Source organism: Hydrogenophaga sp., from assembly GCF_019635465.1.
Classification (GTDB): Bacteria; Pseudomonadota; Gammaproteobacteria; order Burkholderiales; family Burkholderiaceae_C; genus Hydrogenophaga.
In genome coordinates this window covers 44,467-66,436 of the sequence record NZ_JAHBZK010000008.1, presented here as the reverse complement: position 1 = coordinate 66,436, position 21,970 = coordinate 44,467, and the positions used below count along the sequence as shown (strand labels likewise).

Annotated in this window: 19 protein-coding genes; 8 read left to right on the top strand and 11 right to left on the bottom strand. The window is 65.8% G+C overall.

What is annotated here, in order from left to right:
* Positions 1 to 4 precede the first annotated feature (4 nt).
* Positions 5 to 2,173 (bottom strand): PhoX family phosphatase, encoded by a 2,169-nt coding sequence (locus KF871_RS08890; RefSeq protein WP_291140921.1) that lies wholly within the window; start codon positions 2,171 to 2,173, stop codon positions 5 to 7.
* A 64-nt stretch (positions 2,174 to 2,237) separates the two neighbouring features.
* Entirely contained in the window at positions 2,238 to 3,194 is a 957-nt protein-coding gene (asd, locus tag KF871_RS08885; RefSeq protein ID WP_291140919.1) for an archaetidylserine decarboxylase, read from the bottom strand.
* 58 nt (positions 3,195 to 3,252) lie between these two features.
* On the opposite strand from asd, the gene KF871_RS08880 reads away from it, so the two are divergent.
* Positions 3,253 to 4,902, top strand: coding sequence for an aminotransferase class III-fold pyridoxal phosphate-dependent enzyme (locus tag KF871_RS08880; RefSeq protein ID WP_291140916.1), 1,650 nt, complete (start codon positions 3,253 to 3,255; stop codon positions 4,900 to 4,902).
* A 288-nt stretch (positions 4,903 to 5,190) separates the two neighbouring features.
* On the opposite strand, the gene KF871_RS08875 is transcribed toward KF871_RS08880, so the two are convergent.
* On the bottom strand, positions 5,191 to 5,793 hold the full coding sequence (locus tag KF871_RS08875) for a hypothetical protein (RefSeq protein WP_291140914.1): 603 nt from the start codon (positions 5,791 to 5,793) through the stop codon (positions 5,191 to 5,193).
* Between the two features lie 194 nt (positions 5,794 to 5,987).
* Here KF871_RS08875 and KF871_RS08870 point away from each other — a divergent pair, with 194 nt between their 5' ends.
* The 3 genes from KF871_RS08870 (at position 5,988) to KF871_RS08860 (ending at position 9,727) form a co-directional block, all read left to right on the top strand.
* Complete coding sequence (locus KF871_RS08870; protein WP_291140911.1) at positions 5,988 to 7,220, top strand: glycosyltransferase family 1 protein; 1,233 nt, start codon at positions 5,988 to 5,990, stop codon at positions 7,218 to 7,220.
* A 142-nt stretch (positions 7,221 to 7,362) separates the two neighbouring features.
* Positions 7,363 to 9,294 (top strand): PhoX family phosphatase, encoded by a 1,932-nt coding sequence (locus tag KF871_RS08865; protein ID WP_291140908.1) that lies wholly within the window; start codon positions 7,363 to 7,365, stop codon positions 9,292 to 9,294.
* 115 nt (positions 9,295 to 9,409) lie between these two features.
* The gene (locus KF871_RS08860) at positions 9,410 to 9,727 is read left to right on the top strand and encodes a YdhR family protein (RefSeq protein WP_291140905.1); all 318 of its coding nucleotides are present in this window, start codon (positions 9,410 to 9,412) and stop codon (positions 9,725 to 9,727) included.
* Positions 9,728 to 9,748: 21 nt separating this feature from the next.
* Here the strand turns inward: KF871_RS08860 and KF871_RS08855 are convergent, their stop codons facing one another.
* From KF871_RS08855 to KF871_RS08840, 4 genes are read right to left on the bottom strand one after another with little or no spacing between them, the layout of a single operon-like run.
* Entirely contained in the window at positions 9,749 to 11,002 is a 1,254-nt protein-coding gene (locus KF871_RS08855; RefSeq protein ID WP_291140902.1) for a CaiB/BaiF CoA-transferase family protein, read from the bottom strand.
* 9 nt (positions 11,003 to 11,011) lie between these two features.
* The gene (locus tag KF871_RS08850) at positions 11,012 to 12,010 is read right to left on the bottom strand and encodes a tripartite tricarboxylate transporter substrate binding protein (RefSeq protein WP_291140899.1); all 999 of its coding nucleotides are present in this window, start codon (positions 12,008 to 12,010) and stop codon (positions 11,012 to 11,014) included.
* Positions 12,011 to 12,051: 41 nt separating this feature from the next.
* The gene (locus KF871_RS08845) at positions 12,052 to 12,492 is read right to left on the bottom strand and encodes a MaoC family dehydratase (protein WP_291140896.1); all 441 of its coding nucleotides are present in this window, start codon (positions 12,490 to 12,492) and stop codon (positions 12,052 to 12,054) included.
* An 11-nt stretch (positions 12,493 to 12,503) separates the two neighbouring features.
* Positions 12,504 to 12,977 carry a MaoC family dehydratase gene (locus tag KF871_RS08840; protein ID WP_291140893.1) on the bottom strand — a complete coding sequence of 158 codons (474 nt, stop codon included), beginning with the start codon at positions 12,975 to 12,977 and terminating at the stop codon, positions 12,504 to 12,506.
* Between the two features lie 122 nt (positions 12,978 to 13,099).
* On the opposite strand from KF871_RS08840, the gene KF871_RS08835 reads away from it, so the two are divergent.
* On the top strand, positions 13,100 to 13,864 hold the full coding sequence (locus KF871_RS08835) for an IclR family transcriptional regulator C-terminal domain-containing protein (protein WP_291140864.1): 765 nt from the start codon (positions 13,100 to 13,102) through the stop codon (positions 13,862 to 13,864).
* 477 nt (positions 13,865 to 14,341) lie between these two features.
* Here the strand turns inward: KF871_RS08835 and KF871_RS08830 are convergent, their stop codons facing one another.
* Genes KF871_RS08830 through KF871_RS08815 form a run of 4 tightly spaced genes read right to left on the bottom strand, consistent with a single transcriptional unit; the run spans position 14,342 to position 17,227 of the window.
* On the bottom strand, positions 14,342 to 15,094 hold the full coding sequence (locus tag KF871_RS08830; protein WP_291140860.1) for an iron dicitrate transport regulator FecR: 753 nt from the start codon (positions 15,092 to 15,094) through the stop codon (positions 14,342 to 14,344).
* Between the two features lie 19 nt (positions 15,095 to 15,113).
* Positions 15,114 to 15,893, bottom strand: coding sequence for a BPSS1780 family membrane protein (locus KF871_RS08825; protein ID WP_291140857.1), 780 nt, complete (start codon positions 15,891 to 15,893; stop codon positions 15,114 to 15,116).
* A complete protein-coding gene (locus tag KF871_RS08820) occupies positions 15,890 to 16,885 on the bottom strand; it encodes a homoserine kinase (protein ID WP_291140854.1) in 996 nt (331 codons plus the stop codon). The genes KF871_RS08825 and KF871_RS08820 overlap by 4 nt, the downstream gene beginning before the upstream one ends.
* Before the next feature lie 6 nt (positions 16,886 to 16,891).
* Positions 16,892 to 17,227, bottom strand: a complete 336-nt coding sequence (locus tag KF871_RS08815) for a hypothetical protein (RefSeq protein WP_291140851.1) — start codon at positions 17,225 to 17,227, stop codon at positions 16,892 to 16,894.
* Between the two features lie 54 nt (positions 17,228 to 17,281).
* On the opposite strand from KF871_RS08815, the gene polA reads away from it, so the two are divergent.
* From polA to KF871_RS08800, 3 genes are all read left to right on the top strand, one after another.
* Complete coding sequence (gene polA / locus KF871_RS08810; protein WP_291140849.1) at positions 17,282 to 20,071, top strand: DNA polymerase I; 2,790 nt, start codon at positions 17,282 to 17,284, stop codon at positions 20,069 to 20,071.
* Positions 20,072 to 20,174: 103 nt separating this feature from the next.
* Complete coding sequence (locus tag KF871_RS08805) at positions 20,175 to 21,077, top strand: dienelactone hydrolase family protein (RefSeq protein WP_291140846.1); 903 nt, start codon at positions 20,175 to 20,177, stop codon at positions 21,075 to 21,077.
* Between the two features lie 88 nt (positions 21,078 to 21,165).
* Positions 21,166 to 21,966, top strand: coding sequence for a ZIP family metal transporter (locus KF871_RS08800; RefSeq protein ID WP_291140843.1), 801 nt, complete (start codon positions 21,166 to 21,168; stop codon positions 21,964 to 21,966).
* Positions 21,967 to 21,970: the final 4 nt, after the last annotated feature.

The window sequence follows — 21,970 nt, the reverse complement described above, 5'->3', positions numbered from 1 at the left end:
GTGCTCAGGTCCCGATCACCCCGCCATCGTTCCTGGTGATGACGATCGTGGCCGAGCGTGGCCGCTTGCCGGCGCCGTAGCCGGCGTTCGCGGGCCACTGGCTTTCGTACTTGTCCGGGTCGTTCACGTCGGCCATCTTGGTGTTCTCACCCGCGTGCTGGATGTTGATGAACAGCGCGCGGCCGTCGGGCGTTTCGGTGATGCCGGTGATCTCGGCGCCCTTGGGACCCACCAGGAACCGGCGCAGCGTGGCCGGCGTCTGCGGCTTGCCGGCCTGGGTGGTGACGGTCTTGTCGCCGGAGGTGACCTGGCGCGCGCCGCCGTCGCCCACTTTGCCCGGCAGGGCAGCCAGCAGCATGCAGTTGGTGACGTCGGTGTAGGCGCCGTCGTCGGTTTCGATCCAGCACACGCCGGTGGCCTTGCTGAACACCAGACCGTCGGGCGACGACAGGTCGTTCTCGTCGGTTAGGTTCGACAGGTTCACGTTGGTCTTGTCGCCATCGGCCTGTGAGGCGAACAGGAAGATGTCCCAGCGGAAGCTGGCGTCGGCCGGTCTGGCTTCGGCCAGGCGCACGATGTGGCCGTTGACGTTGCCCTTTTGCGTCTTGCTGCCCTTCATATCGGTGTAGGCGCGCGGGTTGGCCGCGTCCACCGTGGCGCTGCTGCGCTGGCTGTTGTTGGTCAGCGTGATGTAGACCTCGCCGTTCTTCGGGTTCACCCCGGCCCACTCGGGGCGGTCCATCTTGGTCGCGCCAGCGGCGTCGGCGGCCAGGCGGGTGAACACGCAGATGTCGGCGGCGTTCTTGAAGTCGAAGCCCTTGAAGTCCTTGACGGCGGGGTTCTTGAGCGAGAGCTCGAGCCAGTCGCCGCTGCCGTCGGCGTTGAAGCGCGCCACGTACAGGGTGCCGCGGTCGAGGTACTTGTCACCGGCCACCAGGCGGTTGCGCGCGTGGGCGTCGGCCGGGTCCCATTTCTCGCTGGAGACGAACTTGTAGATGTACTCGCCGCGCGCGTCGCAGCCCATGTAGGCCACCACCGGTTCACCGGCGGTGGCCTTGGCGAAGGTCACGTTCTCGTGCGCGAAGCGGCCCAGCGCGGTGCGTTTGGTGATGAGCGTGTTGGGGCTGTAAGGGTCGAGCTCGACCACCCAGCCGAAGGTGTGGAACTCGTTGCGCCAGTCGTCGCGGGCCGACGCGCCGGTGGCGCTGATGTTCCAGCGGCTGTAGCGGTCATCGGTGCCACCGCTCTCCCAGCCGTGGCGGCTGGCGGCGCCGGCCTTGCGGCCATAGCGGTTGAGCGCGGCCGTCATCTGGGGGTCGTTGCGGCGCGTGTCGTCCTGTGCGTCACGGAAGAAGTAGCCGTACCAGTTCTCTTCGCCCGACACATAGGTGCCCCAGGGCGTGCGACCGGCGCCGCAGTTGTTGAGGGTGCCGCGCGCCTTGGTGCCGCCCGGGCTGAACGGGGTCACGAGGTGGGCACTGCCGGCGGCCGGGCCGGTGATCACGGCCTCGCTCAGCGTGGTGACGCGGCGGTTGAAGGCCGAGGCCGGCTGGTAGGACCAACCTTTGGGGTTGCGCTGGATCTCCACCACCGACAGGCCGTGGATCATCAGTTCCTTGTCGATCTCGGCGCCCGGGCGCGGAAGGTTGGCGGTGCCGCCGTCGGCGTGGATGAAGAAGGACGAGCGCTTCTCGTCGGTGGTGGCCTCGTGGTTCATGGCCAGCAGGCCGCGCGACGCAAAGGTGTCAGAGGGCTTGCCCTGTGCATCGAGGCCGAACCATTCCATGCCGTCGTGGTGATCGCCGGCACGCAGGTCCCAACGTTCGTCGGTGCCATCGTTCTTGAAGGCCGGCACGTCGGCGCCCAGCGGGTCGCCCAGCGCGTAGATCACCTGCGCGGTGTAGCCCGGCGGCACGATGACGCTGTCGGCCAGGCTGTGGGGCACCGGCTGAAAGCCCAGTTTGGCAACGGGTGCCGGGCCTTCGCCGCTGGCCATGGGGGTGGCGCAACCGGTCAGGGCAGCGCCTGCGGCCGCGGTGGCGGCAGCACCACCGCGCAACAGGCTGCGGCGGCTCAGCCGCGTGGCCAGCACCTGCTCGAAGGGCAGGTTGGCGCTGGTGTTGGAGTCTTCGTCGTTGAACAGGGCGCCGGGGCGCAGATCGTCGTGGTGCATGTCGCGTGGGGTTGGTGAAAAGCGTGGCGAATGCTCGGGTGTGCCGATGACATTCGCGTGACGTTCATGTGTCCGGGCGGGGCGTGCGTTGCAGCAGCACCTGGCCCATGCGCATCACCCGCCCGCTCTGTATGCCGTCGGCGAGCGCCACGCCGGGCGGCGCAAACACCAGGATGGTGGAGCCGTGCTCGAAGTGCCCCATCTCCTCGCCGCGCGAATACCTGGCGTCACAGCTCAGTTCATCGGCGCCACGGTAGCGCGTGTTCAAGGCCAGTGGCAAGGCGCGCAGGCGCAGGCTGGCCACCAGGATGGCGGCCACCGGCACCATCAGCAGCGGTGTGCCGTCGGCCAGCCGTGTGTACAGCGCGGCCCGCTCGTTGCGGCAGAACAGTTTCTCCACCCGCGCGAGTGCGATCGGGTTGACGTTCCAGGTGTCGCCACTGAAGTGCGTGACGTGATCGAGCGTGAGGGCATCGGGCGCGTGGAAGCGGTGGTACATCGCCGAGGTCAGCCGCAAGGTGACGTAGGTGCCGCCGCGCACGGCCTCGATGGCCTCGCGTGCGCGTGGTGAATCGCCAATGAGCTCATGCAGCGCGTAGGGAAAGCCTTTGGCCTGAAACACCTGGGCCTCTGGCGAGTCGGCAATGCGACCGCAGGCGCCGACGATGGCGTCGCAAGGGCTCAGCAGCGCGGTCGGGTCGGGGTCCAGCGCTCGGGCGCCGTCGCGCAGTTCGCGTGTGAAGCAGTCGTGCAGGCTGTCGAAGCGGGTCTTCTTCGCGTCGCTGAGGTCCAGGTCGGTGAAGGCCTTCCACACCGCCATCGATGCGTCGCGCACCAGCGGCTGGCGAATGCCGCTGAACCAGCCCGTGAAGCGCGTGAGCGCGATGCGCGGCACCCGGTTGGTGAGCAGGAAGTTCAGGTCCTCGTTGAGCGCGAACCGGCGCAACTGGCGCTGCCAGAAGCCGGTGTTCGGCGTGTCGACGGATGGTGGGGTGAGGGTGTTTTGTCGCTGGACTTTCATGGGGGAGTCATGCAATGGCCATACAAGTGCGGACATCACCACTTCGGGATGTCCCTGAATGTCTCTGCTGCCTTACGCCGTGCCGGCCGGCTCCTTGCTGCTGGCGCTGCCCTACCTGATGCAACGCGTCGAACTCTCGCGCGCCAAGCACCGCTCGCTGGCCGGGCATTCGCGCATGGCCAAGCGCCTGGCGCGCTGGCTGCCGGGCTACGCCTTCGATGAACAGCAGTTCTTCCGCGCCGACGGTGCCGACGACGCGCTGGCGGCGCAGCGCAAAGCAGCCTTTGACCTGCTGTGTGCGGGCTACGCCGAGCGCTACGCGCAGTCGCTGGCCCTGAGCGCGCAGGCACGCGAAGGCCTGGCCGATCTGCAGTTCACCGGCGCCTACCGGGTGCCATTCCCTTTCAGCCCCTACCTGCGCGAGCGCCTCAAGGTGGGCGCCTTTGTGCGCAGCGCGCAGGGCGTGACGGTGGAAGACCTGGACGGCAACCGCTTCCTCGATCTCACTGGTTCGTACGGCGTCAACGTGTTCGGCGTCGACTTCTACAAGGCCTGCATGGACGAAGGCGCGAAGATCGGGCTCGAGCTCGGTCCGGTGCTGGGTGCCTACCACCCGGTGGTGGCCAGCAACATTGAGCGCCTGCGCGCCATCTCGGGCCAGGACCAGGTGTCCTTCCACATGAGCGGCACCGAAGCGGTGATGCAGGCGGTGCGACTGGCGCGGTACCACACGCGCAAGAAGAACCTGGTGCGCTTTTGTGGCGCGTACCACGGCTGGTGGGAAGACGTGCAGCCCGGCCCGGGTAACCCACTGCCGCCGCGCGAGACCTACACGCTCAAAGATATGGACGAGCGCTGCCTGCAAGTGCTGCGCCACCGTCGCGACATCGCCTGCGTGCTGGTGAACCCGCTGCAGGCCCTGCACCCCAACCGCAACGCCCCGGGCGACTCGACCCTGCTGAACGGCATGCGCAGCGCGGGTTACGACCGCGCCGCCTACACCCAGTGGCTCAAGCGATTGCGCGAGGTGTGCACCGAGCGCGGCATCGTGCTGATCTTTGACGAGGTGTTCCTGGGATTCCGGCTGGCGCCGGGTGGCGCGCAGGAATACTTCGGCGTGAAGGCCGACATGGTGACCTACGGCAAGACGGTGGCCGGCGGCTACCCGGTGGGTGTGGTCTGTGGCCGGGCCGACCTGATGCAGCGCTTCCGGCCGGAACGTCCCGCCGACCTGTGCTTTGCGCGCGGCACCTTCAACGCGCACCCGCACGTCATGGGCGGCATGCATGCCTTCTTCAACCGGCTGGAAACCCCCGAGGTGCAAGCCGCCTACGCGGGCAGCGACGATCGCTGGAACGCACGTTGCGAACGCTTCAACGCGGCGATGGCCGACGCCGGTCTGCCTGTGCGCGCGTCCAATCTGCACAGCATCTGGACGCTGGGCTACACGCAGCCCGGGCGCTATCACTGGATGTACCAGTACTACCTGCGCTGGCATGGCCTGGCCTTGAGCTGGGTGGGCACGGGGCGGTTCATCTTCTCGCTGAACTTCGACGACGCGGCATTCGATGAGGTGGTGCAGCGGTGTGTGGCTGCCGGTCAGGAGATGCAGGCCGCGGGGTGGTGGTCGCTGCCTGCGGGAGTGGATGCAGAAGTCATTGGCAAGCAGTTGCGGATGGAGACGCTGCGGGCCTTCTTCTCCGGCTGATCCGTGGCACGGCGACCGGGGCATCTGATTCCGCTCATGTCCCCCGGATCGGGCTTGCAGCCCGATCCTCCTCCTTTACTTCGCTACATCAGACACCCCGATCACCGCACCACTCGTTGGCATTCGGTGCAGGGTGTTCGCCCATTGGTCACTTCAGCTCGCGAGTGCGGGGTGCGCCACGCAGCGACATAAAGGAGGAGGCCCTGCGCAGCAGGGCCGGGGGACAGTCGCGGAGTGGTGTACCTCGAACTCGCGAGCGTGCGCGAGGCGCAACCAGCGAACAACGGATCAGCGGTGACCGACCCCGGGATCAATCAACTGACCCTTGAGCAGGAACAGCGGCGCCTTGTGGTACAGCTTGATGTCGTGGAACGGGTCGGTGAGGATCTTGGTCGCCCATACCAGGCCGGTCTTCACGTCCTGCAGGAAGAACAGGTGGATGGTGCGAAACAGCAGGCCGCCAACGCCCAGGCCCAGCCACAGCGTGCCGACCTTGCGGATGTAGCCCAGGTTGTCGTGGTGGGCGTCGAACAGGCCGAGCACGGTCGGGTCGATCCACACCAGGGCCGGTGCCAGCGCCCACAGGCTCATCAGCACCACCTTGCGGCGCAGGTTGTAGCCCACCTTGATCTCTTCCTTGTATTCGTGGGTGGCCTGGTTCACGTGGTCGTAGCCCTTGGGCTCGAAGAAGAAGTGACCGGCCTGGCGCGAGGTCATGGACACCAGCCAGGCAATCAGCGCCGAGATCACGGGGTCGAACCACAGCATCACATAGGCCACCAGGAAGCTGACCGCGCTGAGCAGGTGCAGCGACTGGTTGATGCGGCTGTGGTGGTAGTAGCGGTGGTCGTCCCAGCGCTGGGTTTCCAGGGTCTTGAGAAAGTCGTTCAAGGCAGCTCTCCGTCTTCAATGGGAGCCGGGGCGATGGCCGCCGGCGCTGGCCGATGGGATCGGGCTCGCGCATTGTTGAAAGCGATGTGTGAAAACGCGGTGACATCGTGGCGCTGTCACCACCGCGGCATTCGATCGTCACAAGCCCGACTTGTTGTCACGAAGTTGCCGCGAAGCGCGCCGACCATGCGCGCATGAGCGACGTCAATGCCGATGCCATCCTTGTCGAAGCCTTTCCCGCGGCCCGCCCTTCGTTGCGGCTGGCGGTGGTGACCGAGACCTGGCCACCCGAGATCAATGGGGTGTCGCTCACGCTGTCGCGTCTGGTGCAGGGTTTGTGTGCGCGCAACCACGAGGTGCAACTGATCCGACCGCGCCAGAAGCGCGACGACGCTGCGCGCGCGGACGTGGGCTTTCATGAACTGCTCATGCGTGGCATGCCCATTCCGCGCTATCCGGAACTCAAGCTGGGGCTGCCGGGCAAGCGTTCATTGATTCGTGCGTGGACATTGCACCGGCCCGACCTGGTGCACATCGCTACCGAGGGCCCCTTGGGTTGGTCGGCGCTGCAGGCCGCACGGCGCTTGCGTTTGCCGGTGACGTCGGACTTCAGAACCAACTTCCACGCCTACAGCCAGCACTACGGCGTGGGCTGGCTCAAGACGCCCATCGTGGCCTACCTGCGCAAGTTCCACAACCTCACGCGCTGCACCATGGTGCCCACGCAGGCCTTGCGCGGCGAACTGCAGGCCATTGGCTTTCAGAACGTGCAGGTGGTGGCGCGTGGGGTCGATACGCAACGCTTCAACCCCGATCGACGCAACGACGCGCTGCGCGCCAGCTGGGGCGCCGACGGCGACACGCTGGTGATGCTGGCGGTGGGCAGGCTCGCACCCGAGAAGAATCTCGAGGTTGTGATCCGTGCCTACGAGGCCATGCGTTCGGTGCGCACCAATGTGAAGCTGGTCTTCGTGGGTGATGGACCGCAACGCAGCGCTTTGCCGCAGCGCTGCCCTCAGGCCTTGTTTGCCGGCATGCGCCGCGATGAAGACCTGGCCGCACACTTCGCGAGCGCCGATCTGTTTGCCTTTGCCAGCCTGACCGAGACCTTCGGCAACGTGACCATCGAAGCACTGGCCAGCGGACTGCCGGTGCTGGCATTCGACACCGCCGCCGCCGGCGACTGGGTGCACAACGGACACAACGGCTGGTTGCTGCCGGTGGACGATGCGCAGGGCTTCGCGCAACAGGCCGCGGCCCTGGCGCATGAGCCAGCGCTGGTGCGTGCGGCGGCGGCGCGCTCGCGCGCACAGGTGGCGCAACTCGACTGGCAGCAGATCGCGCGGCAGGTCGAAGACATCTTTCTGCGCACGACCGGCTGGAGCGGTGCCGCCACGGACGGTTGGCGTCCCTCGCTCGCGATCTGAGCACAGGTGTTCATGGCGTGCGTGTGACAGCGGCGCTGTGCGGCGCAGTGGGCCGTTTCGACGGCGGGGTTTCACGTTTCTTTCACGCAGGCTGCCTAGCCTTCGCGGCGGTTCATTCCATCAACCCCACCGAAAGAAATCCATGACTCACCTTGTCGACAGCGAAGACCTGCCCACCAACCCGAGCGCCAACGAGCACTTCCAGCGCCTGGTTGAACGTGCCGTGAACCGCCGCGGCTTCATGCTCAAGACCGGTGTGGGCGCCGCTGCCGTGGCGTTCCTCTCCGCCGGCTTGAGTGGCTGCGGTGGTGGCGGCGATGCTGCTGCGCCCGCACCAGCGCCCGCCACCGATCTGCTCGGCTTCACTGCGATCCCCGTCTCGACCACCGACGAGGTCAAGATCGCTGCGGGCTACAGCGCCAGCGTGCTGGCCCCCTGGGGCACGCCGCTGTTCTCGACCGGTGCGGGTTCGACCTGGGCCGGCGACGCCAGCGAAGACGCCGCTGCCCAGGCCCGCCAGATGGGCGACAACCACGACGGCATTCACTACTTCGCCATCAACGGCAAAAGCGACGAAGGCCTGCTGGTGATGAACCACGAATACACCAACGTGGGCTACCTGTTCACCAACGGCGTGGTCGACAGCCTTGACGACGCCAACAAGGACCTCAACGCCCATGGCGTGGCCGTGGTGCACATCAAGCGCACCGCGGGTGTGTGGAACATCGTCGTCGACTCCAGCTACAACCGCCGTATCACTGGCAACACGCTGATGCAGCTGACCGGTCCGGCCGCGGCCGATGCCTTGCTGCAGACCACCGCCGACACCACCGGCACGCAGGTGTACGGCACGCTCAACAACTGCGGCAACGGCTGGACACCCTGGGGCACCTACCTGACCTGCGAAGAGAACTTCAACCAGTACTTCGGTACCACCAACACCGCCAGCCCCGGCACCACGCGCGACACCAACCAGACGCGCTACGGCCTGAGCAGCGGCACCACCTCGCGCAAGTACGAGCAGTACTTCGACCGCTTCGACTGGCAGAAGGAACCCAAGGAAGCCAACCGCTTCGGTTGGATCGTCGAGATCGACCCCTTCGACGCCGCTTCCACGCCCAAGAAGCGCACCGCGCTGGGCCGCATCAAGCACGAGAACGCCGCCTACGCGATTGCCGCCAATGGCCGCGTGGTGGTCTACATGGGTGACGACCAGGCCAACGACTACATCTACAAGTTCGTCAGCACCGGCACCTACATCGAAGGCAACATCGCCAACAACCGCGACCTGCTCGACAGCGGCACGCTGTACGTGGCCAAGTTCAACGACGGCGCAACCACCGGCGACATGATGGGCACCGGCGAATGGATGCCCATGACCACCACCAACCCCGCGCTGGCCGCGTACGCGTCGCAGGCCGAAATCCTGGTCAACACCCGTCTGGCCGCCGACGCCATGGGCGCCACGCCCATGGACCGCCCCGAGTGGGTGGCTGTGCACCCCACCACCAAGGAGGTGTACGTCACGCTGACCAACAACTCGGGTCGCTCAACCACCAACGACGCCAACCCGCGCACCGCCAACATCTACGGCCAGATCCTCCGCTGGCGCGAAGCTGGCGGTGACCCGACTGCGCTGACCTTCGAGTGGGACCTGTTCGTGCTGGCGGGCAACCCCACCATCACGCAGGCCAACTCGCTCAACAACGGCTCGTCCAACGTCAACGCCAACAACACCTTCAACAGCCCCGACGGCCTGGGCTTCGACAGCGCCGGTCGCCTGTGGATCCAGACCGACGGCAACTACAGCAACGCCGGCAACTACGCCAACCAGGGCAACAACCAGATGCTGTGTGCCAACCCCACCACCAAGGAGATTCGCCGCTTCTTCGTGGGCCCGGTCGAATGCGAGGTGACTGGCATGACGTTCACGCCCGACAGCAAGACGATGTTCATCAACATCCAGCACCCGGGTGAAGGTGGCAACAGCCATTGGCCCGAAGGCGGTGCTGCGCGCCCGCGTTCGGCCACCATCGTCATCACCAAGAACGACGGCGGCGTGATCGGTACCTGATCGATCGGCGCTGAGACAGAAGGCCCGCACCGGCGATGGTGCGGGCCTTTTGCTTGGTGCACGTAACGAATCGGGTTCGTATGATGGCCGTCCCGCTGTTGTTCAAGGCCACCGCATGATCACCGAGTTCGTCCAGTTCGCCCTCCCGCCCGGCATCACGCGCGAAGCCGTGGTGGCCGGCATGCACGAGGTCGCGCCGCGCTGGCAGCGCGAGGCCGACCTGATCCGCAAAACCTTCATCTACGACCCGGCCAACGGCATTGCCGGGGCCTTCTATCTCTGGAAGAACCGTGCCGCTGCCGAGGCCGCGCACAACGAAGCCTGGCGCCAACGCATCCGGGCGAGCTACGGGAGTGAACCCACCTTGACCTACTTCGAGACCCCGCTGGTGGTGGACAACGCGCTGGGACAGGTGATCGCCGAGGTCAGGTGAGGGTGGCGTCAGCGAAGCGCGTCAGATGATCTTTTCGAGGCGATGCCTTGCAATATCCTCTGCGGAAAGCTTCAGCAGCTCGGCAAGCACAGCGTCCGTGGAATCTCCAAGAGATGGTGGCGCCCGGTCATAGACGGGCGGCGTGTCCGACAGTCGCAGGGGGCTGGCGATCGTGGACACGGTACTGCCATCGGGCCGGTTCATGTCCACCCGCATGTTTCGATGGCGGACTTGCTCGTCTTCAAATACCTGTTCGTAGTTGTTGATGGACCCGCAAGGGACGCCTCGTGCCTCGAGTCGGGTCATCCAGTCGGCACAGGTTCGCGTGAGCATCGTGCGCGCCAGGTCCGGCACCAGCTGCTGCCTGCCCACGATGCGACCTGTCACCTTGGACCAGCGCAGGTCATCGGCCAGATCCTGTCGCTCGATGGCGATGCAGTACTGCTGCCATTGGCTATCGTTGCCGACCGCCACAACGATTTCGCCGTCGCTGGCGGCGAAGACCTGGTAAGGCACCAGACTGGCGTGGGCGTTGCCATAGCGACCGGGCGCCTTGCCCGTTGCAAAGTATCCCGTCACTTGGTTGCCACCCAGCGCAACGATGCAGTCAAGTAGTGCCATGTCGATGTACTGCCCTCGCCCAGACACGGTTCGGCCATGCAGCGCAGAGAGGATGGCGATGGTGGCGTACATGCCTGTGATGACGTCGGCAATGGCGATGCCGGCCTTCTGGGGCCCGCCACCGGCAAGGTCGTCTCTCTCGCCCGTGATGCTCATCAAGCCGCCGATGGCCTGAAAGACGAAGTCGTACCCCGGCTTGTGCGAACTTGGACCGTCCTGGCCGTAGCCCGTGATCGAGCAGTACACCAGTTTCGGGTTGACCTTCGCCAAGGTTTCGTAGTCCAGACCGTAGCGACGCAGGTCTCCGATCTTGTAGTTCTCGACGACCACGTCGCTCAGTGCGGCCAGCTGCCGCACGATGTCCTGGCCCTGCGGCGTTGAGATGTCGAGCGTGATGGACCTCTTGTTTCGGTTGGCCGCAGCGAAATAGGTGGAATCGCGTCGCTCGCCATCCTCGTTGTCACGCACCCAGGGTGGCCCCCAGGAGCGGGTGTCGTCACCAACGCCCGGACGTTCAACCTTGATGACCTCTGCCCCCATGTCGGCAAGGTTCTGTGTGCACCAGGGACCTGCCAGGATGCGTGAAAGGTCCAGGACCCTGATGTGTGAGAGAGCGCCAGCCCCTGCGAGCTCGTTTTGCGTGCTGTCGAGCAAGGATCACTCCTAGTCGATCTTGACTTTGGCGTCAGCGATGACTTTGGCCCACTTCGTGAGTTCGGTGTCGACGAATGTGGCGAAGGCTTCCTGGGGCATCGTGCCGGGTTCGGCGCCAAGGCTTGAGAACTGCGCCCGGATGGCTGGGCTTTGCAGTGCACCCAACACGTCCTTGGACAGCTTGTCGCGAAGTGGTGGCGCCATATGGCCCGGTGCGTAGAGCCCAAACCACGCAGTGGCTTCGAAGCCTTTCAGTCCGGCTTCGTCGATGGTGGGAACGTCAGGCAGGGCGGACGACCGCTTCAAGGTGGTAACGCCAAGGGCGCGCAGTCGACCACCCTGGATGTGTTGCAGGACACCGGGAACAGAGTCGAACATCACTGGAATCTGCCCACCCAGCAGATCGTTCAACGCAGGGGCCGCGCCCTTGTAGGGAACGTGCAGCATTTCGATGCCGGCCATTGCCTTGAACAGTTCGCCGGAGAGGTGATTGGCGCCACCGGTGCCGGACGAACCGAAATTGACCTTTCCCGGATTGGCTTTGGCATAGGCAATCAGTTCGGCAACGTTCTTGGCCGGGAAGGACGGGTGCACGACGAGCACGTTCGGAACCGAAGCCACCTGGGCCAGCGGCGTGAAATCCGTGCGCGCGTTGTATTTGAGGTTCTTGTAGAGCGCCGGATTGATGACGTGATGGGTTGCAGTCAGCATCAGCGTGTAGCCATCTGCCGGCATGCGTGCGAGCTGATCCGAGAAGATGGTGCCGCTGGCGCCAGCCCGGTTTTCAACGACCACTGGCTGACCCCATTGGTCTTGGAGTTCCTTGGCCAAGTGGCGCGCCAGGATGTCGGTGGTGCCGCCGGGAGGGAATGGCACAACGAGCTTGACCGGCTGAGTGGGGAATGCCTGCGCCAGTGCAGTAGCCGGAAGGCCGACCAGGGTCAGGGCGCCGAGGAATGCGGCCGCAATTCGCGCCTTCATGTGAAAGCAGGTCTGGAAGTTCGTCATGTTTGTCTCCGTGTTGAGTTATGCCTTCGGTGTCTTCTCGATCAGCGGTTCAGCGGAACCTCGACCATTGCTTCGCCCAATGCGACCGTTTCGCCGCGCTGGTTTTGCACCTGCACGTCCAGGGTGAGCCAGCGACTGCCTTGTGTGTCCTTGCTTGAGGTGACCACCGCACTGGGTGTGATGGTGTCGCCGGGCTTCACGGGGGCCTTCCAGCGAGTTTCCAGTCTGCGCTGGACGCCACCGAGCTCATGCGTCCAGTCAGTGAGCATCTTCGTGATCACGCCGAAGTTGTTCATGCCGTGCATGATGATTCCGCCGAAGTTGGTGCGGCCGAAATTGCCTTTCATGTAGTCGTCATCGAGGTGAAGCGGGTTGAAGTCCAGCGATGCTTCACAGAACGCGCGAATTGACTCACGGGTAGGCGAGAAGGGTGTGCCGCCGATCTGGTGGCCCGTCTTGATGGTCGAAGCAGTTGTGCTCATGTTGGGATCCTTCATTGGGGCCGAATCGTCCAGCCTCGGCCGGCGCAGATGACTTGGTTGTGCTGGTTGAAGAACACGTTGTCGTGCACCACGAACAAGCGATCGCGTTTGATGAATTTGTCGAGTGCGCGCGCTTCCAGGCGAATCGTGTCGCCAGGCCGGGCTGGCACGTTGTAGCTCCACGATTGACCCGCGTTGACCGTGCCCGGGCTTCTCATCCAGTCGTCCGCAGGCGTGCAGGAGAACATCAGCAGGATGTGAATCGCCGGTGGCGCAATGAGTCCCTTGTAGGGCGTTGACTTGGCGTAGGCCTCATCGAAATAGAGGGGGTGCATGTCGCCCACAACGCGGCAGTACTTCTGGATGGCTTCCAGCGTTAGCGTGTAGGGAATGGTCTTGCGGGGTTCGCCTGGGACGATCTCCTCCCAGGTCTTTCGCAGTGTGTTGTCCTTCCAGAAGTCGGTTTCGAAAGCTTGTTCGGTCATTGGCGGCGCCAGTCAGGTTGAAACGACAGGACATCGGTTAGAATGTCCGCTAAGCGGTTATTGATAACCGCCTGAAGGTCATTATTGGGCGGTCATACTTTGACTGTCAACACACGTTCGTCATGGCAACTCCAGAAAGTGAATCGTTTGTCCGCACCTTTGCGCGGGGTCTGAAAGTCATTGAGGTCCTCGGGCGAGGTCCCGGCGGCATGACGCTTGCGGAAGTGGCCGAGGGCGTTGAACTCCCGCGCACCGCGGTGAGGCGGTTTCTGCTGACCCTCATCGATCTGTCGTTCGTTCGCACAGATGGCAAGAGATATTGGTTGACTCCCAGGGTGCTGCGCCTCGGGCTTTCCTACTTGTCAACGCTTCCCTATTGGCGCGATGCGCAACCGACGTTGGAAGAGCTGTGCGCCCGTGCCCAGCAGTCGTGTGCGCTGTCGGTCCTTGACGGCGAAGAGCTTGTCTATGTGCACCGGCAACATGCCAAACGCATCCTGCCGATGAGCCCGACGTTGGGCAGCCGGCTCCCCGCGCACGCCGTCTCGATGGGGCGGGTCCTGCTTGCGGGACTCTCCGACGAAGAACTCGACCGCTATCTGCGAATCGCAAAACTGACGCGCTTCACTGGTGCCACCTTGACCGACGTCGAGCTCTTGCGCGAGGAGGTGCGATCCGTTCGAGACAAGGGATGGGCATGGGTCGAGGGTGAGCTCGACGAGTCGATTTGTGGGTTGGCGGTGGCCGTGCGCGATCGCAGCGGGGCAACGATCGCCGCGCTCAATGTGAGTCTTCCCGCAGGTGAGTTCACCAGGGAGCAGGCCGTCGAGCGCTTCCTTGGCGAGCTGCGCGTGTCGGCGTCCCGGCTCCGTGCCGCAGATCGCTAGGGCCTGTTCACACTATTTTTCCAAGTGCGAACGGGGTGAACACAGCGCCAATCTAGGCGCGGGACGACGGCCAGGCTGGCCACCTGGCCTAGGAGTGCAACGACGAGTGGCGCTGTTTTCACCCCGTTCCCTGCGGGTTGCGGCCAAAAAGGCCATGCGCCGCGTTGCGAAGCCTCGCCGGGCCACCGGCCCGTCTGCGTTTCGCGTCTTGCGCATGGCCTTTTTGATCCGCAACGCATCTTGGAAAAATAGTGTGAACAGGCCCTAGCCCACGTCGCGATCCGCAGTCAATTCGCCAGCACGGTGTCTGAAGGACTTGGTGCCACTTGAGGGCGCGTCGAGATCGTTGAAGTGGGTGGCGCGTGTTGGGTGTCAGCGGGGACCAAAGACACCCTCACATCGGATCGAATCCGTCAGCCATTGCCCATCCCTCGCGCGAGCGGGTGGTCGACGTACGCTACGGGTGCTGCGACAGCTCTACCTCGGATACGCCGGGTGCATGCCTTCACCCTGCGGCTCCATGAAGCCACGCCCGTCCTTGATGCCCTTCTTGCCCATGATCTGCCAGGCCGTGCGTTGGTCGATGAGCTGGGCGAGGAATTCGAGTTCTTCGTCGGTGTGGTTGATGGCGCCAGCGGGGGTGATGTAGCGCCCGCCCTTGGGTTCGGCCTCGCCCCAGAACGACTGGTGGTAGACCGATTGCGACAGCACGTTCTGCCCGGCGCGTTCGAGCTCGACCCGGCCGTAGCAGTTGCAGAAGTAGGTGCGCCCGCCCTGCGCGGCCATGACCTCGGTGTAGACACCGGTGCCGCGGATGCCGGCGGTGAGGGTGGGGGTGCTGATGGCCCGGTAGCTGGAGGGGCCGAACACGCTGACCACGGCGCCACCCAGCAGACGCAGCAGGCTCATGGTGTTGATGGAGCGGCCGCGTTCGACGGTCAGTTGCGAGTTCTGCCGCACGTGGAAAGCGGCGTTGCCCAGCATGAAGACCAGCCGTGAGGCGGGCCCGCTGACGATCTGGTCGCCGGTCTGGATGATCTGTTCGCGCACCAGGCGCTCGCCGTTGACCAGCACATCACCCACCAGGTCGACGATGTTGCTGCGCGATTGCGCCATGGCCGCGGGCATGCCGCCCATGGCGATCCAGGCCGCCGCGGCTTTGAGCGTCTCGCGGCGCTGGTACCAGGTCACCTCGGACTCGGTGCGACCTTGCAGGGTGTGTTGGCTCATGACTGACCTCCTAGGCTTGTCAGTTTGGCGCGGTGTCTGGCTCGTCGAACTCGAAACTGGCTCGGAAGGTGAACCACAGCGACGTGTGGTACATGGACGCCATGAGCAGCACCATGGGGTAGACCACGATGCTCAGCGCCTGCGCGCCCCCAAGCACCGAGCCCAGCAGCCCGAGTGCGAGGCCCACCACCATGAACACGCCCACCCAACCCAGGGTGAACAGGAACAGCGCGCCCTTGTTGCTCCAGCAGGCGATCAGGCTGAAGAACAGGCTCTTGAGTGGCTTGACGCCGTGCCAGAAGACCAGTGCCGGCGCGTGCCAGAAGGCCATGAGCACCGGCACGTAGAGCAGCATGGCCACCCAGGTGACGGGGGTGATGATCGCGGCGCTCACAGCCTCGGGCGACATGTCCACGTCGGGGGTGGGTACCGGGGCGTCGCCGGCAAACAGCCGGGAGATGCCCAGCACCACCATCAGGCTCACCGCGTACAGCGCGCCCAGCATCAGCATGGCCTGCGTGCGCGGCTTGCCGCCCCGGAAGGCGGTGAACAGCAGCACCGGCATGGGGAAGTGCCCTTCGCCGGCCACGCGCGTGGCGGCCATCAGACCCAGTGTGGCGGCGGGCACCAGGGCCAGCGACACCACCGTGCCCAGCTGTGGCACAAAGGACAGCACCGTGGCGATGGCCATGAACATGAAGAACAGGCCGGACATGGCCAGGGGCTGCCGAAAGAAGGTGAGCACACCCTGGCGGACCCATTGCCAGCCAACGGCGGCCTTGTTGACGCGTACCCTCATGCCACCACCGCCTCGGCATCGACCTGTCGCACCCGGTTGGGCAAGCGCGCGCGCAGCACGCGCTCGAAGTGCGCCGGGTCGTGCGCTTGCAGCATGGCAGCTTCGCGGGGCAGGTGCAGATCCCACAGGCGCGACAGCCAGAAGCGCAGCGCGCCAGCGCGCAGCATGGCCGGCAGCAGGCTGCGTTCGGCGGCGGTGAGGCTGCGCTCGCTTTCGTAGGCGGCCAGAAAGGCCTGTTGCAGCTCAGGCACCGGGGTGCCGTCGGCCGCGCCGCCGTGGCGCACGCACCAGTCGTTGAGGCAGACCGCGATGTCGAACAGCCAGGTGTCGATGCCGGCGAAGTAGAAATCGAAGAAACCGGTGAGCGCACCGTCTTCGAACATGACGTTGTCGCGGAACAGGTCGGCGTGGATGGGGCCGCGGGGCAGGGCCTTAAAGGCGCTGCTGGCGGCCACGTGGTTCTGGTACGCGAGCTCGGCGCGCAGCAGGGCGGCCTGTGCGTCGCTCACATAAGGCAGCACCACCGGCACGGTGTCGTTCCACCAGGACAGGCCGCGCAGATTCGGTTGGCGGCGCTCGAAGTCGCGTCCCACGGCGTGCATGCGCGCCAGCATGGCCCCCACCGCGGCGCAGTGGTGTTCGGTCGGTGCCAGCTCGCTGCGCCCGCGCAGCTTGTCCACCACCGCGGCGGGTTTGCCCTGCAGCTCGTGCAGGATCTCTCCCCTGGCGTCGACCGCTGGCTCCGGCACAGGGATGCCGTGCGTAGCCAGGTGCTTCATCAGGTGCAGGTAGAAGGGCAGTTGTTCGGCGCTCAGGCGCTCGAACACGGTGAGCACGTGCTCTTCGGTCTGACCTTCGCGCTCGCAGGTGACGAAGTAGTTGGTGTTCTCAATGCCGCCCTGGATGCCGCGCAAGTCGGTCAGCGTGCCCAGGTTCAGGCGGTCGATCAGGGCGGCGGCTTCGCCGAACGGCACCTCGGTGTAGACGGCCATGAAGAATCAGAAATTGAGGACGCGCCAGCTGCTGCGCCCGGCATTGCCCGACGAGCGGCCGTTGGTGTCGCCGGGTGCGTTGCCGGGCGACAGGGGCTGAATCTGGTACGCAGGGGCGCCGTTCTTGGGCTGCACCTGGATGGACTGCGTCTGGCCGTCCACGCGCACCTCGTCGATGCGGGTGAGCGCGTCTTCGTTGGTGATGCGCTCCACGCGATCGCCCGGCGTGCGCTGCACAGGCGCGGCGTCGGGCGGTGGTGGCGTCTGGGCCTGCGCGGTGCCGATCAGAGCGTTGATCAGGGCGGCGAACAGGAGGAGGGCGGGCAAGGGTGGGCGGACCATGGCGGCATTGTAGGCAGGGGCATCCGACCCTGGCGGTTCCCCCACAATCGCGCCATGACCCAAGACCCTGACCGCACGCTGCTGCTGATCGACGGATCGAGCTACCTGTACCGCGCCTTTCATGCCATGCCCGACCTGCGGGCGGTGCCCGGCGACCCCAACAGCCCGGCCACGGGTGCCATCCGCGGCATGATCAACATGATCCAGAGCTTGCGCAAGGAGGTGCCCACGCTGTACGCGGCCTGTGTGTTTGACGCTTCGGGCCCCACGTTTCGCGACGACATCTACCCCGAATACAAGGCCAACCGCAGCCCGATGCCGCCCGACCTGCGGGCGCAGATCCCGCCGATCCACGAGGTGGTGCGCCTGCTGGGGCTGCCGGTGCTTGACGTGCCCGGCGTCGAGGCCGACGACGTGATCGGCACGCTGGCCAGCACGGCCGCCAGCCAGGGCTACGACGTGATCATCAGCAGTGGCGACAAGGACCTGGCGCAACTGGTCAACGAGCACATCGCCATCATCGACACCATGAGCGGCAAGCGCCGCGACCAAGCTGGCGTGCAGGCCGAGTTCGGCGTGCCGGCGACTCTGATGATCGACTACCAGACGCTGGTCGGCGATGCGGTCGACAACGTGCCGGGTGTCGAGAAGGTGGGCCCCAAGACGGCCGCCAAGTGGCTGATGGAATACGGCTCGCTCGACGCGCTGGTGGCGCGCGCCGGCGAGATCAAGGGCGTGGCGGGCGAGAACCTGCGCAAGGCGCTGGACTGGCTGCCCACCGGCCGCCAGCTGCTCACCATCAAGACCGATTGCGACCTCAATGGCTTTGTGCCGGGGCTGCCCGCGCTGGATGCCATCCGGGTCAGCGAGCCCGCGCACGACGCGCTCAAGACCTTCTACGAGCAGTACGGCTTCAAGTCGCTGGCGGCCAAGGCGGCTTCTGGCAAGGACGCACCGGTGCAGGCGGGCAGCACCGCCGTGCCGCACGGTGCCACCGAAGGCCTGTTCGACGATGAGCCGGTCGAGGCCGTGCCGCGGGGCGAGCTCAAGTACGACACCATCCTGAGCTGGGCGCAGTTCGACGATTGGCTCGCGCGCGTGTGCGCGGCCGAGCTGGTGGCGCTGGACACCGAGACGACTTCGCTTGACGAGATGGTGGCCGAGATCGTGGGCATCTCGTTCAGCGTGACCCCGGGTGAGGCGGCCTACATCCCCCTGCGCCATTCGGGCCCCGACGCGCCCGAACAACTGCCGTTCGACGAGGTGCTGGCCAGGCTCAAGCCCTGGCTGGAAGACCCGGTCAAGGCCAAGCTGGGGCAGCACATCAAGTACGACCGGCATGTGTTTGCCAACCATGGCATCGAGGTGCAGGGTTACCGGCACGACACCATGCTGCAGAGCTATGTGCTGGAGGTGCACAAGCCGCACAGCCTGGAAAGCCTGGCCGAGCGCCACACCGGCCGCAAGGGCATCAGCTATGAGTCACTGTGCGGCAAGGGCGCGCACCAGATTCCATTCGCGCAGGTCGATGTGCCCAAGGCGGCCGAGTACTCGTGCGAGGACAGCGACCAGACGCTGGACGTGCACCGTGTGCTGTGGCCGCGCCTGCAGGCGGACGACAAGCTCAGGTTCATCTACGAACTCGAGATGCAGAGCAGTGAGACGCTCTACCGCATCGAGCGCAACGGCGTGCTGATCGACGCGCCCACGCTGGCGGCGCAAAGCCACGAGCTGGGCCAGCGCATCGTGGCGCTGGAACAGGAGGCCTACGCCATCGCCGGCCAGCCCTTCAACCTGGGCAGTCCCAAGCAGCTGGGCGAAATCTTCTTCGACAAGCTCGGCCTGCCCGTCATCAAGAAAACCGCCACCGGCGCGCGCAGCACCGACGAAGAGGTGCTGGAAAAACTGGCCGAGGACTACCCACTGCCCGCCAAGATCCTGGAGCACCGCAGCCTGTCCAAGCTCAAGGGCACCTACACCGACAAGCTGGCCCAGATGGCCAACCCGCGCACGGGCCGTGTGCACACCCACTATGCGCAGGCGGTTGCGGTGACCGGGCGGCTCTCCAGCAATGACCCGAACCTGCAGAACATCCCGATCCGCACGCCCGAAGGCCGGCGCGTGCGCGAGGCCTTCGTGGCGCCCGCCGGCAGCGTGATCGCCAGCGCCGACTATTCGCAGATCGAGCTGCGCATCATGGCGCACATCAGTGAGGACGCGGCGCTGCTGCGCGCCTTTCACGAAGGCCAGGACGTGCACCGCGCCACCGCGGCCGAGGTGTTCGGGGTCGAGCTGGGGCAGGTCAGCAGCGAGCAGCGGCGCTACGCCAAGGTCATCAACTTCGGCCTCATCTACGGCATGAGCGCCTTCGGCCTGGCCAAGGCCCTGGGCATCGACAACACGGCGGCCAAGAACTACATCCAGCGCTACTTCGAGCGCTTCGAGGGCGTGAAGCGCTACATGGACGAAACCCGCCAGAGCGCCAAGGCGCGTGGCTATGTGGAAACCGTGTTTGGCCGCCGGCTGTACCTGCCCGAGATCAACAGCCCCAACGGTCCGCGCCGCGGCGGCGCCGAGCGAGCGGCCATCAACGCGCCCATGCAGGGCACCGCGGCCGACCTGATCAAGCTCAGCATGGTGGCGGTGCAGGCCGCGCTGGATGCGCAGGGCAAGGGCACGAAGATGATCATGCAGGTGCACGATGAACTGGTGTTCGAGGTGCCCGAGGCCGAAGCCGACTGGGTGCGCACCGAGGTGCCGCGCCTGATGGCCGGCGTGGCCGAGCTCAAGGTGCCGCTGCTGGCCGAGGTGGGCGTAGGCCCCAACTGGGACAAGGCCCACTGAACCCGTGGACGACCCATGGACAAACCGCCGTCGAACGGCGGAACCTTTGCCGCGCGGGCAGACTCTGCTGCTGGTTTGCCCACCACCACCACAGGAGACCCGCATGCATGATCAGGATCTGACCCGCGACGCCGAGGCCTTGCTGCCTGGCGAGTCCAGCGAACGCGGCGCCACCCGGCGCACCGCCCTCAAGACCGCCCTGGGCGTGGGCTATGCCGCCGCCGCCGTGCCGCTGATGGCCCAGACGGCGATCCGCACGCCGGCCGACGGGCTGACGGTGGGCGAGGTGATGATCGACGTCAACGGCTTCAAGATGCCGGCCTACCGCGCCGCGCCCGCCGGCAAGACCGGCCTGCCGGTGGTGCTGGTGCTGTCCGAGATCTTTGGCGTGCACGAGTACGTCGCCGACACCGCGCGCCGCTTTGCCAAGGCGGGCTACCTGGCCATCGCGCCCGAGCTGTTCATCCGCCAGGGCGACGCCCAGAGCTACGGTGAAATCGCCAAACTCATCCAGGAGGTCATCAGCAAGGTGCCCGATGCCCAGGTGATGGGCGACCTGGACGCCACCGTGAAGTGGGCGGCCGCCAACGGCGGCGACACCAGCAAGCTGGCCGTCACGGGGTTCTGCTGGGGCGGGCGCCAGACCTGGCTCTACACCGCCCACAACCCACAAGTGAAGGCAGCGGTGGCCTGGTACGGTCGCATCGTCGGCCAGAACAACGACCTGACGCCCAAGAACCCGATCGACATCGCCGGCCTGTTGAACGGCCCGGTGCTGGGCTTGTACGGCGGCGCCGACACCGGAATACCGCTTGACACGGTTGATAAGATGAAAACCGCCTTGGCCGCCTCGAACAACGCGGCCGCCAAGGCCTCGACCTTCGTGGTGTACCCGGACGCTCCGCACGCCTTCCACGCCGACTACCGCCCCAGCTACCGCAAGGAGGCGGCCGAGGACGGCTGGAAGCGGGCACTGGCCTGGTTCAAACAGCACGGCGTCGCCTGATCGGGCGACACCCCCAACGAAGGCCGCCCTCGGGCGGCCTTTTTTTGTCGCCTGCAAAAGGCGGCCTTCTTTTTGCTTGGTGAGCCACATGACCTTGTTGGCAATCTTGATCGGTACCGTCGCCGCCGGTGTGGGCAGCGTGTGGGTGGCAGCGCTGCTGAGCTACGCCATGCTGGCGCGCTTTACCCAGCACATGCTGAGCCTGGCTGCGGGCGCGCTCATGGCGACCGCCTTCATGCACCTGCTGCCGGAGGCGTTTGAAAGCGCCGCTGGCGCGCACGAGCTGTTCGCGCTGCTGCTGGCGGGTCTGGTGTTCTTTTTTCTGCTCGACAAGGCCGAGCTGTGGCACCACGGGCACGAACACCACCAGGGTGAACACGGTCATGGGCATGCCCACCATGCACACGCCCACCACGACCATCACCACCACGAACCGCGCGCCGGTGGCTGGGCCGTGTTGCTGGGCGACAGCGTCCACGCCTTTGGCGACGGCATCCTGATCGCTTCGGCCTTTCTGGCCGACATGCGCCTGGGCGCCGTGGCCGCGCTGGCGGTGCTGGCCCACGAGGTGCCCCACCACATGGGCGACCTGGTGGTGCTGCGCCAGACCTCGGGCAACAACCGCGCGGCGCTGGTGAAGGTGTCGCTGGCGGGCACGGTGACCGCGCTGGGCGGGCTGGTGGGCTACTTCCTGCTGGTGCAGCTCGACGACTGGCTGCCGTACTTCCTGGTGGCGGCCTCCAGCAGCTTTGTGTATGTGGCGCTGGCCGACCTGATTCCGCAGTTGCAGAAGCGCCTGAGCCTGCGCGAGACGGTGGCGCAGGTGGCCTGGCTGGCGGCGGGCATTGCCCTGGTGACCGTGGTCAGTGGCGTGGCCCACGGTCACTGAGCTT

Bases quoted from the DNA above. Each gene is read 5' to 3' on its own strand.
- KF871_RS08865 (WP_291140908.1), top strand. From the start codon at position 7,363: ATGACTCACCTTGTCGACAGCGAAGACCTGCCCACCAACCCGAGCGCC.
- KF871_RS08870 (WP_291140911.1), top strand. From the start codon at position 5,988: ATGAGCGACGTCAATGCCGATGCCATCCTTGTCGAAGCCTTTCCCGCG.
- KF871_RS08835 (WP_291140864.1), top strand. From the start codon at position 13,100: ATGGCAACTCCAGAAAGTGAATCGTTTGTCCGCACCTTTGCGCGGGGT.
- KF871_RS08805 (WP_291140846.1), top strand. From the start codon at position 20,175: ATGCATGATCAGGATCTGACCCGCGACGCCGAGGCCTTGCTGCCTGGC.
- KF871_RS08840 (WP_291140893.1), bottom strand. From the start codon at position 12,977: ATGACCGAACAAGCTTTCGAAACCGACTTCTGGAAGGACAACACACTG.
- asd (WP_291140919.1), bottom strand. From the start codon at position 3,194: ATGAAAGTCCAGCGACAAAACACCCTCACCCCACCATCCGTCGACACG.
- KF871_RS08800 (WP_291140843.1), top strand. From the start codon at position 21,166: ATGACCTTGTTGGCAATCTTGATCGGTACCGTCGCCGCCGGTGTGGGC.
- KF871_RS08860 (WP_291140905.1), top strand. From the start codon at position 9,410: ATGATCACCGAGTTCGTCCAGTTCGCCCTCCCGCCCGGCATCACGCGC.
- KF871_RS08845 (WP_291140896.1), bottom strand. From the start codon at position 12,492: ATGAGCACAACTGCTTCGACCATCAAGACGGGCCACCAGATCGGCGGC.
- KF871_RS08850 (WP_291140899.1), bottom strand. From the start codon at position 12,010: ATGACGAACTTCCAGACCTGCTTTCACATGAAGGCGCGAATTGCGGCC.
- KF871_RS08815 (WP_291140851.1), bottom strand. From the start codon at position 17,227: ATGGTCCGCCCACCCTTGCCCGCCCTCCTCCTGTTCGCCGCCCTGATC.
- KF871_RS08880 (WP_291140916.1), top strand. From the start codon at position 3,253: ATGTCTCTGCTGCCTTACGCCGTGCCGGCCGGCTCCTTGCTGCTGGCG.
- KF871_RS08830 (WP_291140860.1), bottom strand. From the start codon at position 15,094: ATGAGCCAACACACCCTGCAAGGTCGCACCGAGTCCGAGGTGACCTGG.
- polA (WP_291140849.1), top strand. From the start codon at position 17,282: ATGACCCAAGACCCTGACCGCACGCTGCTGCTGATCGACGGATCGAGC.
- KF871_RS08825 (WP_291140857.1), bottom strand. From the start codon at position 15,893: ATGAGGGTACGCGTCAACAAGGCCGCCGTTGGCTGGCAATGGGTCCGC.
- KF871_RS08820 (WP_291140854.1), bottom strand. From the start codon at position 16,885: ATGGCCGTCTACACCGAGGTGCCGTTCGGCGAAGCCGCCGCCCTGATC.
- KF871_RS08890 (WP_291140921.1), bottom strand. From the start codon at position 2,173: ATGCACCACGACGATCTGCGCCCCGGCGCCCTGTTCAACGACGAAGAC.